Here is a 10,540-nt window from a genome sequence, read left to right as displayed (position 1 = left end):
AAGCGGTACGCGAGCTGGGTTCAGAACGTCGTGAGACAGTTCGGTCCCTATCTGTCGCGGGCGTAGGAAGTTTGAGGAGAGCTGTCCTTAGTACGAGAGGACCGGGATGGACGCACCGCTGGTGCACCAGTTGTCACGCCAGTGGCACAGCTGGGTAGCTATGTGCGGACGGGATAAGCGCTGAAAGCATCTAAGCGTGAAGCCCCCTCCAAGATGAGACTTCCCACAGCGCAAGCTGGTAAGACCCCTCATAGACGATGAGGTTGATAGGTTCGGTGTGGAAGCGTGGTAACACGTGGAGCTGACGAATACTAATCGGTCGAGGACTTATCCACACATTCTTTAGCAAACATGCGTATTCAGTTTTGAAGGAATGACAATAGTCAGGATCCTTTCAAATGGAGCTGTGGTGAAGTTGGAGTTCACGCCGGTCTGTCACACCGGAGGTCGCGGGTTCGAGTCCCGTCAGCTCCGCCATTTTCTTTTCGGGAATGGCGAATCAAATAAGTTTGGCTCGGTAGCTCAGTCGGTAGAGCAGAGGACTGAAAATCCTCGTGTCGGCGGTTCGATTCCGTCCCGAGCCACCATGTACGAGCCATTAGCTCAGTTGGTAGAGCATCTGACTTTTAATCAGAGGGTCGAAGGTTCGAGTCCTTCATGGCTCACCAGTTTTTACAACAACAGAAAAGAGAATTTGTTACCACATGCGGACGTAGCTCAATTGGTAGAGCGTCGCCTTGCCAAGGCGAAGGTCGAGGGTTCGAGACCCTTCGTCCGCTCCATTTATTGTCTGTAAACACCACTGGCTCCATAGCAAGTGGTGTTTTCCTGCTTTTAGGCACAGAACACTTACAAGACGAGTCAGCTTGTAGGGCGCGAGCGCATCTGGTACGATACTTGGAGTGCTTCTCCTACGATGTTGGAGGTTCTATGAAACATAACAAAAGTAGTTTAAAGAAAACAACCGTCGTGGATTTTAAGCAAGATGCCGCATTTTTTGTGGATCGCGGCACGCGCTTTTTAAATCGGTATGACTATGAAAAGGCATTGCGCTCCTTTCGCCGTGCGATTGAGCTCGAGCCCACCAACGCTGAATGTCACTGCCACTTGGCGAGTGCGCTCGCGGAGACGGGGCAGTTTGAAGCATCGAATGACGTCCTCTATGAGGTTATAGAAAAATGGGATACGTCCATGTCAGAAGTGTACTTCTACATGGCAAACAACTACGCCAACCTGGAAGATTACCAGATGGCAGAGGAAATGGCGGTTCGTTACCTGCAAGAAGAGGGGAACGGTCCTTATCGTGAGGATGCGGAAGAGCTGCTGGATTACATTTACTTCGAGCTCGACATGCCCCCGCGGCATTTTCAGCCGAGTGAAAACGAAGACGTCTACAGCAAGCATGAACGCGCAAGACGCAGTCTGGAAGAAGGACGTTTTTTGGAAGCACTGGACATATTAAAGGAAATCGTGGAAGCTGATCCGTCCTTCCTTCCTGCCTGGAACAACCTTTCGCTCGCCTACTATTATGTAGGGGATTTTCAACAATCCATGAATACCATCGAGAAGACGCTGGAGATGGAGAACGGCAATCTGCATGCCCTGTGCAATCTTGCGGTTCTGCTTTCGCACCACAACCACACAACCGAACTGATCACTCTGATCGACATGCTGAAAAAGGTCGTCCCTTTCCATCCGGAAAACACCTACAAGCTGGCGACAACGATGGGGGTCTTGGGACAACACGAGGAAGCCTACTTCCATTATCTCCGAATGCTCAAGTCGGGTCGTCCACACGAGGCATGCACGTACCATTACGCTGCCATCTCTGCCTATTTAAGCGGCAGGAAAGATCAAGCCCTCAGGTGGTGGCAAAAGGCCAAGCAATTGGATCCGGATGCAGGTGTGGCTGACCAGTATATCCAAATGGTAAAAAGCGAACAAGAAGGGGAAAATATAAAACCAATCCCTTATCAGTACAATCCACCGCAAAAAGAGGTCTCATGGGAGCAAGCCTCATTCACAGGGGTAGAGAATTTCAAGACAGACCCCATGATTCGCGCGTCCCTGCTGTGGGCTCTGCAGCACGGACGGGACGAAGTGAAATTCGCAGTTTTGCAGACCTTGTCCTTGATCGGGGACGACGAAGCGGAAACAGCCGTCCGCCAGTTTTACGATTCGACGGACAATCCGCAGCTGCAAAAGCTGGCTCTGCTCGCACTGGCGGATATGGGGGCTGCGATGCCGGAGCATGCGCCAAAGTCCGGGGATAGCGAGTCCTTTGATGAATGGAACCATGCGACTGTAGAGGAAGGCATTCAGCGCTTCCTAGTTGAGGATGGACAGGTTGCGGCAGGCAAATGGTGCCTCCAGTTCTGGCAAGAGCACCAGGAGAACGCGCAAAGCCATGTACAAGTGCGGAAAGCATTAGCATGGGTCGCAGCATTAGAATATGTATACGGAACAGTGAGTCAGCAAAAGCAGTCACAGGCGTTCCTGGCTCAAAAATACGGTGTATCCGTCTCTACTGTCGCAAAGTGCGTCAAAGTATTGTCGATGCTTGATTTTAAATAGATTATTACATTATAATTAGTTTAAACAAGACAAAAGACAAAGCTGCTTGATTAAGGAGGCATCCTATATGAGTGAACAAAAAATCTATGACGTGATTATCGCCGGAGCTGGCCCTGCCGGTATGACGGCTGCTGTATACACCTCTCGTGCGAACATGAGCACGCTGATGCTGGAGCGAGGAATCCCTGGCGGTCAAATGGCCAATACAGAGGAGATCGAGAACTACCCAGGCTTCACAACGATTCTGGGTCCTGACCTCTCCACTAAAATGTTCGAGCATGCACAGGCGTTCGGAGCGGAATACGCTTACGGTGAAATCAAGGAAATCCGTGACGAGGCTCCTTACAAACGCGTTATTTCCGGCGACAAGGAGTATCTGGCGAAATCCGTAATCGTCGCGACTGGAGCTGAGCATCGTCTGCTTGGCGTACCTGGCGAAAAAGAACTGTCCGGCCGCGGCGTATCCTATTGCGCTGTGTGTGACGGTGCCTTTTTCCGCAACAAAGAGCTGGTAGTGGTAGGTGGCGGTGACTCCGCTGTAGAAGAAGCCGTGTTTTTGACACGTTTTGCTTCCAAAGTCACCATCGTTCACCGTCGTGATCAGTTCCGTGCTCAAAAAATCCTGCAAAAACGCGCATTTGAAAACGAAAAAATCGAAGTGATCTGGGATACGGCAGTAAAAGAAATCCGCGGAGAAGGCAAAGTCCAATCCGTGCTGCTGGAAAACACCAAAACGGGTGAGCAAAGAGAGTTTTCTACAGATGGCGTATTCATCTATGTAGGGATGGATCCACTGACTGAAAGCGTTCGTTCACTGGGAATCACAAACGAAGCAGGTTATGTGTTGACTGATGAAAAAATGTACACCAAAGTAAAAGGTGTATTCGCAGCAGGGGACGTTCGCGAAAAAATGCTGCGCCAAGTCGTAACGGCTACTGGCGATGGATCGATCGCAGCTCAATCCGCTCAGCACTTCGTGGAAGAACTCAATGAAGCGTTAAAGGAACAAAATGTCACAATCTCTTAACCTGGTTGTAACATAGGTGAAATATTTGGGAGTTATCATAAAGACAATGAATTGACCCCCTTATCTATATAAACAATTGTTGCGTGGCTGGTATTCAGTCGCGCATCTTTTTTGTCTAAAGATGCTTGTACATTTGATGGAAAAAGCGGGGAAGCATCCAAAAAGGTGCGAATCAGTCAGTCAATATGGTATGCTATTGTCAGAATCGTAGGAGGCGAGTTGTGTGACGGAAATGGGAAACGACAAGGCCATTAATCTGCTAATCATTACTGGGATGTCAGGTGCAGGAAAGACAGTTGCTGTACAGAGCTTGGAGGATTTAGGTTATTTTTGCGTAGATAACCTGCCGCCGGTGCTGATTCCCAAATTTGCTGAACTGGTCAAACAGTCCGGTGGCAGCATAGAGCGGGTTGCATTGGTGATCGACTTACGGGGGCGCGAGTTCTTTGAGAGCTTGTCAGTCACAATCGAAAGTCTGAACCAAATGAGCGGACTTTCGTACCATATTCTTTATCTCGATGCGAGTGATACGACCTTGGTGTCCCGTTACAAGGAAACGCGTCGTCGCCATCCATTATCGCCAAACGGTTCACCTTTGGAAGGAATTCATGCTGAGCGCCGCTTGCTGCAGGAAATGAAGGGATGGGCGCATCAGATCATTGATACGAGTCAGATGAAGCCGGCTCAGCTCCGGGAAAAAATCATCAGCCAGTACGGGCAGCAGGGCTCACCGCTTACCATCAACGTACTGTCTTTCGGTTTTAAATACGGCACGCCTATTGATGCCGATCTGATGTTTGACGTGCGGTTTTTGCCGAACCCGCACTATGTGGAAGACCTCCGACCCAAGACCGGCTGTGATCCGGAAGTGGCGGAGTACGTCATGAAGCACAAGGAAACACAAGACTTCATCGTGAAGTTGACCGACTTCTTGTCCTACACGCTGCCGCATTACCAGCGCGAGGGCAAAAGCCAGCTGGTAATCGGGATTGGCTGCACGGGCGGTAAACACCGGTCCGTTGCGATTGCCGAGCATTTGGGTGAAACCTTCGGAAAAGATTTTACGGTGCGCGTCAGCCATCGTGACATGGAAAAGAACAAGTGAGCATAGGATGGCAGGAAGATAAAGGGAGACCGCTTCCTATAAAGCCAGTCCGCGTGTTTTTGTGCAATAGGGGATAATGAGGTGAAATATGCCGACTAAGGGTATGGGGAGGCTGCAAGCAAGACAGTTGCGTCTAGTCGTGATCGGCGGAGGAACGGGACTGTCCGTTTTGTTACGTGGGTTGAAGCACGAGCCTGTGCACATTACCGCGATCGTTACAGTGGCGGATGACGGGGGAAGCTCTGGACGACTGCGCGAGGAAATGGATATGCTCCCTCCCGGGGATATTCGCAATGTCTTGACAGCGTTGGCTGATACAGAGCCTCTGATGGAAAAAGTGATGCAGTATCGTTTTTCTACAGGAACTGGATTAGCTGGACATAATTTGGGGAATCTACTACTTGCAGCGATGAACGAAATAACAGGGGATTTTGTCACGGCCGTCAAGACGCTCAGCGGCGTTTTAGCTGTTCGGGGGGATGTGCTGCCAGCTTCTACGCAGTCTATTCGGCTGGTAGCAGAAATGACGGATGGCTCTCTCGTCATGGGAGAATCGCAAATTCCGTTGACAGGAAAAGAAATCAAGCGTGTGTTTCTCGACCCTGAAGATGCCGTGCCGCTCTCAGATGCATTGGCGGCAATTGCAGAAGCAGATGCCATCTTGATTGGACCAGGCAGCTTGTATACGAGCATCCTGCCCAATTTGTTGGTTCGTGGGCTGTTTGAAGCGATCAAAAGCTCCGCAGCGCCAAAATTCTACATTTGCAACGTCATGACACAGCCGGGAGAGACGGACGGATTTACCGCGTCACGACATGTGAACGTGATGTATGAGCACGTGAATGAACCATTTTTAGATACGATCATTGTCAATTCAGCAGAGCTGCCTGGTCACGTACTGGAGAAGTACGCGGAAAAGGGAGCAGCTCCTGTCCCTTGTGACTTGAAAAAGCTGCGACAGCTCGGTCTACACGTTGTCGCAAAGCCGTTGGTCACGTTTGAGGACGGTTACCTGCGTCACGACGCCCTTGCCGTTAGCAAGCAGGTGGTGGCGCTGATCAAGCGCAGGCGAAAGGTGCTGAAGATAGAGAAGGAGTGAAGGTCGATGTCATTCGCCGCGCAGACCAAAAAAGAATTAACCATGCAGGAGGGCGCTGACTGTTGCAGTAAAGCAGAGCTGTCTGCCTTGATCCGCATGAATGGCAGCCTGCAGTTCGGAGCCGGGCGGCTAGTACTCGATGTCACTACGGAAAACGCGGCGATTGCGAGACGGATTTACACCTTGATTAAAAGGCTGTTCCAGATTCACGCCGAACTTTTGGTCCGGAAGAAAATGCGGTTGAAGAAAAACAACGTGTACATCGTGAGAATTCCCAATAAAGCCAATGAAATCTTGCAAGATTTGGGGATCATGGATCAAAACCTCTCGTTCATATCCGGGGTTGCTCCCGACATCGTAAAAAAATCGTGCTGCCGTGGCGCTTATCTGCGCGGCGCCTTTTTGGCAGGCGGCTCTGTCAATCACCCGGAGGCCTCCAGCTATCACCTGGAGATTTTTACGGCCTATCAGGATTTTTGTGAGGCATTGACCAAGATCGCCAATCGGTATAAACTAAATGCCAAGTGCATCGAGCGGAAAAAAGGGTATGTTCTCTACATTAAAGAAGGCGAAAAGATTACCGAGTTCCTGAGTTTGATTGGAGCTCACCAGGCCTTGCTCTATTTCGAGGACGTACGAATCGTCAAGGATATGCGCAACTCAGTAAACCGTCTGCACAATTGTGAAATCGCAAACATCAACAAGACGGTGAACGCAGCTACGCAGCAGCTGGAAAATATCCAGCTCATTGATCAGGAAATGGGTCTTGAAAACCTGCCAAAGCGTTTGCGCGAAGTCGCTGAGCTCAGGGTAGCCCATCCCGATATTAACCTGAAGGAATTGGGGGAAATGCTGCCGAGCGGAGTTGTCAGCAAATCAGGAGTCAATCACCGCCTGCGAAAAATTAACGAAATCGCTGACAAATTACGAGAAAAACAAAATATTTCGATGTAGATGCATGATATACTAAGGGATAATAGTCTCTAGAGTAAGGAGGTCCATTCATGGTTCAACAGCAGGTTGTGGTGCAATTGAAAACCGGTTTGCAGGCACGTCCGGCAGCCTTTTTTGTACAAGAGGCCAACCGTTTTGCTTCTGAAGTATTCGTGGAAAAAGAAAACAAAAAAGTAAACGCGAAAAGCATCATGGGTATCATGAGCCTCGCCATCAGTTCTGGAACGGAAATAACCATTTTGGCGGAAGGGCCGGATGCCTCCCAGGCAGTAGCAAGTCTTGCCAAGCTGGTCAGCAAGGAAGAATAGATCAGAACGTACCACCAAGACACTTTCCTCTACAGGAAGGTGTCTTTTTTGTATAATGCCGCGGCGGTCGGGTGCATGATTTGGAGGCGAAAGGGGCATTTCTAATCAATGTAAAAGGCGCCAAGAGTCGCCACAAGGAATGGAGGAAATGACATGAGCATTCGCGATAATGTGTACGAAGGTCGTGACGCTTACGACATGGATATCGACCGCATGGTGAACGAAGGTCTGGGTGGTGGACAGGTGTCTGATCAAAACGGGCTGATTGAAGAATCGACTGTCCATACGATGACGGGCGCAAGTAACGCTGAACAGGCGAGCGAAGAGGAAGAGGATTGAGGAGGGTAGCAGGATGGATTTGACACGTGCACAGGAGATTGTTCGCTCCGATGAAAAAATCGTGGTCCATTACAAGGGCGATTCCGTGTGGATCGACGAGTTGGATGAGTCCACGCAAACGGCTCGCATCCATACGGAAAGAAATCCTGCCAGCAGCTTGCGGGTAGAAGTGGGGCAGCTGGAGGAAAGGCGAGATCAGTAACAGCAGACCAGGCCGGGTGAACAGCGGGGCATGTCCCATGATCACTCGGTTTTTTCATGTTCACATCCTGAAAGAAGAAAAACCCCGATTGACGGTGAAAATCATGATTTCCTATAATCAGTAGAAAGCACAGACATATCGGGGGAGGGTCCGTCATGTTAGACCAGCTTTGCCAAACGGTCATGGCAGAAGGAAAATTTTCGATAGAGGCAGCCGCCCAATGACGGCAAAAGGAGCGATTGCAGTCCTATCAGACGTCCATAGCAATGTGTATGCCCTCGATGCTGTATTGGCCGATATAGCCGGCAGAGGCATTGAGCGGATCGTGAACCTGGGGGATGTTTTGTTCGGCCCCATTGCCCCACTGGAGACAGCGCAGAGGCTCATGGCAGAAAAGAATGTCATTTCGATCATGGGAAATTGCGATCGGATCCTGCTGGAGGAGGAAAGCGAATCTTTGACGTTTCAGCAGGTAAAGCCATTGCTTTCCCAAGCACATCTGGAATGGATCCGGACATTTCGCAAAACCTGGGTGTTTGAGGATATCCTCTTTTGCCACGGAACGCCATTTTCTGACGAAACGTATTTGCTGGAGGAGGTCACAGAGAGAGGAGCAGGGAATAAGGCTCTGGCTATCGTAGCGGAGCAGCTGCAGTCCATAGAGCAACGAATCATCGTCTGTGGGCATACGCACCTGCCAAAGAGTGTACAGCTGCCAGATGGCAAGCTCGTCCTCAATCCTGGCAGCGTGGGATTTCCTGCTTATTACGAGGAGTCGCCTCATCCACACGTCATGGAATCCATGTCGCCGCATGCCAAATATGCGATCCTGTGGCCCTCGGAGCTTGGCTGGACGATAGAGCAGATCATGCTGCCATACGATTGGGAGCAGGCGAGCCGAGTCGCGGAAGACAAGGGCAGACCCGATTACGGTTATGCGATTCGTACAGGATTTGCCTACATGCCTGTGGACGAATAGTGGATAACGGAAGACTCGCTATGCTTCACTCATGCAAAAAACCACCCGGCCACGATTGGACGGGTGGTTTTTCATTTGAAGGAGTCTTACTTTTTCGATGTAGGCTCGGCAGTGATCACTTTATCGATCAGTCCGTATTCCACAGCTTCAGCAGCACTGAGGAAGTTGTCGCGATCCGTGTCCTTCTGGATGCGCTCCAGAGGCTGTCCGGTACGCTCGGCCAGGATTCGGTTCAAGTGGTCGCGCATTTTCAGGATGCGTTTTGCGGCGATCTCGATGTCGCTCGCTTGACCTTGGGCACCACCCAATGGTTGGTGGATCATCACTTCGCTGTTCGGAAGGGCAAAACGCTTGCCTTTCTCTCCCGCCGCCAGCAAGAAGGCACCCATCGAAGCTGCCATACCGATACAAATCGTGGAGACAGCAGGCTTGATGAAATTCATCGTATCGTAAATGGCCATACCGGCTGTAATGGAACCGCCAGGGCTATTGATGTACAGAGAAATATCTTTGTCCGGATCTTCCGCCTGAAGGAACAACAACTGGGCCACCACAATGTTCGCTACCGTATCGTTAATGGGGGTTCCCAGAAAGATGATGCGGTCCTTGAGCAGGCGCGAATAAATATCATAAGCACGTTCACCGCGGTTGGTCTGTTCAATGACAGTAGGGATCAAATTCATGTGCATCTAGTCTTCCTCCTCTCTTTGTAAGAATATCATACACAAAAGGTCAATGAAGGTCAAACACTTAACTGCATGCCCTCCCTAACCATGTTTGCCATCTTGCCTACCCTTAAACCTATTGATCAAAGAAAACATTTATTCTTGTTCTTCTGCCTCAGTCAGCTCGACCGCGAGACGTAGCGTCGCCGTCATCTTTTTCCCCTGAATGATGGTGTACTCGTCGATCTGCTTGGCCTGAAGCGAATTGATGGCTTCTGCAAGCGACTGCTCATCCTTGTACGGCTGAATGGTCAGGAGGCATTCTTCATCGCTCGCTTCCTGATAAATCAGGAAAAAACGTTCATCTGCCATAGTTACCTCACTTATTATAGTTATCCACAGTATTATCCACAGCTTGTGCACAAAAACATTTGTTCGCGGGATATTATTTTTGTCTGAGAAAAAAATTCTTCCGAAACGGCGATTCTTACAGTTAGTTTGGGCATGAATGGCACTTCTTCTACATAGGAAAAGTATGGAGCCACAAAAAAGGAATATGGAAATCCATGTCGAAAGTTACAAAATTGGAAGTAATTTCTTATCCTATAAGGAGTGTTTAGAATGTCTCTTCGTAAGTTTTCCGCTATGCTGCTGACGGCAGCTCTACTGACTGGGGGCGTATCGGCGACAGCCGCATTTGCTCAATCCGCTCCTGTGCAGCAGCAAAAGATCAAAGTGAATCTGAATGGCAAGGAGCTGCCTTTTCCTCAAGACATCGTCACGGAAAATGGCGTAGCGTATGTGAATGCCAGCACACTGGCGATTGCGCTTGGAGGCTCAGCCGCATGGGATACGATGAGCAAGTCTCTCCTCGTGGCTAAAGATAACAAGTATGCTCTCCGCATGTATCAAAACAGCACGTTCGCTTACAAAAACGGAAAGGAAACCAGAGTGCCAAACGCTCCGCGGGTAACGACAGGCGCCGTTTTGGTTCCACTCGTGTTTATCGCACAAGAGCTGGGAGCAGCGGTAAGCTATGATGCCAAAAATCTGACCTACAACCTGTCCATTGAAGTGAAATCCTAGGCTCTGGATGATTCATCCGTTGTCGATTCCTGATGGCTTCTCGTATAATAGAGGCAAAGCTCGCGCAACGGAGAGGAGAAACATCCTATGCCAGGTACCACGTTGGCCTTGATCATCGGCTTTGTGGCTGTGGCCATTTACGTTATGTGCAAAGCGTATTCCCAAAAATACAAAGAGTAGATAATATTTTCCAAAAATAGCC

General features: G+C 49.8%; 12 protein-coding genes, 4 tRNA genes and 1 rRNA gene (1 of these 17 cut by a window edge). 15 read left to right on the top strand and 2 right to left on the bottom strand.

The annotated features are described in order from the left end of the window. The 14 genes from JNE38_RS28020 to JNE38_RS27955 form a co-directional block, all read left to right on the top strand. A 23S ribosomal RNA gene (locus JNE38_RS28020) occupies positions 1-335 on the top strand; it begins 2,592 nt to the left of the window's first position. Positions 336-400: 65 nt separating this feature from the next. Continuing rightward, positions 401-477, top strand: a tRNA-Asp gene (locus tag JNE38_RS28015). Between the two features lie 34 nt (positions 478-511). After that, positions 512-587: transfer RNA gene (locus JNE38_RS28010), tRNA-Phe, on the top strand. Between the two features lie 5 nt (positions 588-592). Then, positions 593-668 (top strand) — tRNA-Lys (locus tag JNE38_RS28005). Between the two features lie 38 nt (positions 669-706). Beyond that, positions 707-782, top strand: a tRNA-Gly gene (locus JNE38_RS28000). 148 nt (positions 783-930) lie between these two features. Next, entirely contained in the window at positions 931-2,574 is a 1,644-nt protein-coding gene (locus JNE38_RS27995) for a tetratricopeptide repeat protein (RefSeq protein WP_203354307.1), read from the top strand. A 67-nt stretch (positions 2,575-2,641) separates the two neighbouring features. Further along, positions 2,642-3,601, top strand: coding sequence for a thioredoxin-disulfide reductase (gene trxB / locus JNE38_RS27990; protein WP_203354306.1), 960 nt, complete (start codon positions 2,642-2,644; stop codon positions 3,599-3,601). Between the two features lie 232 nt (positions 3,602-3,833). Beyond that, a complete protein-coding gene (gene rapZ / locus JNE38_RS27985; protein WP_428993744.1) occupies positions 3,834-4,706 on the top strand; it encodes an RNase adapter RapZ in 873 nt (290 codons plus the stop codon). Between the two features lie 88 nt (positions 4,707-4,794). Continuing rightward, complete coding sequence (locus JNE38_RS27980; RefSeq protein WP_203354304.1) at positions 4,795-5,805, top strand: gluconeogenesis factor YvcK family protein; 1,011 nt, start codon at positions 4,795-4,797, stop codon at positions 5,803-5,805. A 6-nt stretch (positions 5,806-5,811) separates the two neighbouring features. Beyond that, positions 5,812-6,759 (top strand): DNA-binding protein WhiA, encoded by a 948-nt coding sequence (gene whiA / locus JNE38_RS27975; RefSeq protein ID WP_203354303.1) that lies wholly within the window; start codon positions 5,812-5,814, stop codon positions 6,757-6,759. Between the two features lie 50 nt (positions 6,760-6,809). Then, positions 6,810-7,067, top strand: a complete 258-nt coding sequence (locus JNE38_RS27970; RefSeq protein ID WP_203354302.1) for an HPr family phosphocarrier protein — start codon at positions 6,810-6,812, stop codon at positions 7,065-7,067. A gap of 153 nt (positions 7,068-7,220) precedes the next feature. Further along, entirely contained in the window at positions 7,221-7,406 is a 186-nt protein-coding gene (locus JNE38_RS27965; RefSeq protein ID WP_203354301.1) for a hypothetical protein, read from the top strand. A gap of 13 nt (positions 7,407-7,419) precedes the next feature. Next, the gene (locus tag JNE38_RS27960; RefSeq protein WP_203354300.1) at positions 7,420-7,608 is read left to right on the top strand and encodes an H-type small acid-soluble spore protein; all 189 of its coding nucleotides are present in this window, start codon (positions 7,420-7,422) and stop codon (positions 7,606-7,608) included. A 220-nt stretch (positions 7,609-7,828) separates the two neighbouring features. Further along, a complete protein-coding gene (locus JNE38_RS27955) occupies positions 7,829-8,587 on the top strand; it encodes a metallophosphoesterase family protein (protein ID WP_203354299.1) in 759 nt (252 codons plus the stop codon). Between the two features lie 86 nt (positions 8,588-8,673). Here JNE38_RS27955 and clpP read toward each other — a convergent pair whose 3' ends face one another. Together clpP and JNE38_RS27945 are read right to left on the bottom strand one after the other, a co-directional pair. Continuing rightward, positions 8,674-9,270, bottom strand: a complete 597-nt coding sequence (gene clpP, locus JNE38_RS27950; RefSeq protein WP_203357779.1) for an ATP-dependent Clp endopeptidase proteolytic subunit ClpP — start codon at positions 9,268-9,270, stop codon at positions 8,674-8,676. A 138-nt stretch (positions 9,271-9,408) separates the two neighbouring features. Further along, a complete protein-coding gene (locus JNE38_RS27945; protein ID WP_203354298.1) occupies positions 9,409-9,624 on the bottom strand; it encodes a hypothetical protein in 216 nt (71 codons plus the stop codon). Between the two features lie 249 nt (positions 9,625-9,873). On the opposite strand from JNE38_RS27945, the gene JNE38_RS27940 reads away from it, so the two are divergent. Further along, positions 9,874-10,338 carry a copper amine oxidase N-terminal domain-containing protein gene (locus JNE38_RS27940; RefSeq protein WP_238933488.1) on the top strand — a complete coding sequence of 155 codons (465 nt, stop codon included), beginning with the start codon at positions 9,874-9,876 and terminating at the stop codon, positions 10,336-10,338. The last annotated feature ends 202 nt before the right edge of the window (positions 10,339-10,540 follow it).

This window comes from Brevibacillus choshinensis, from assembly GCF_016811915.1.
GTDB classification, from domain to species: Bacteria; Bacillota; Bacilli; order Brevibacillales; family Brevibacillaceae; genus Brevibacillus; species Brevibacillus choshinensis_A.
The sequence above is the reverse complement of the archived record's forward strand: the minus strand, read 5'-3'. Positions and strand labels throughout refer to the sequence as shown.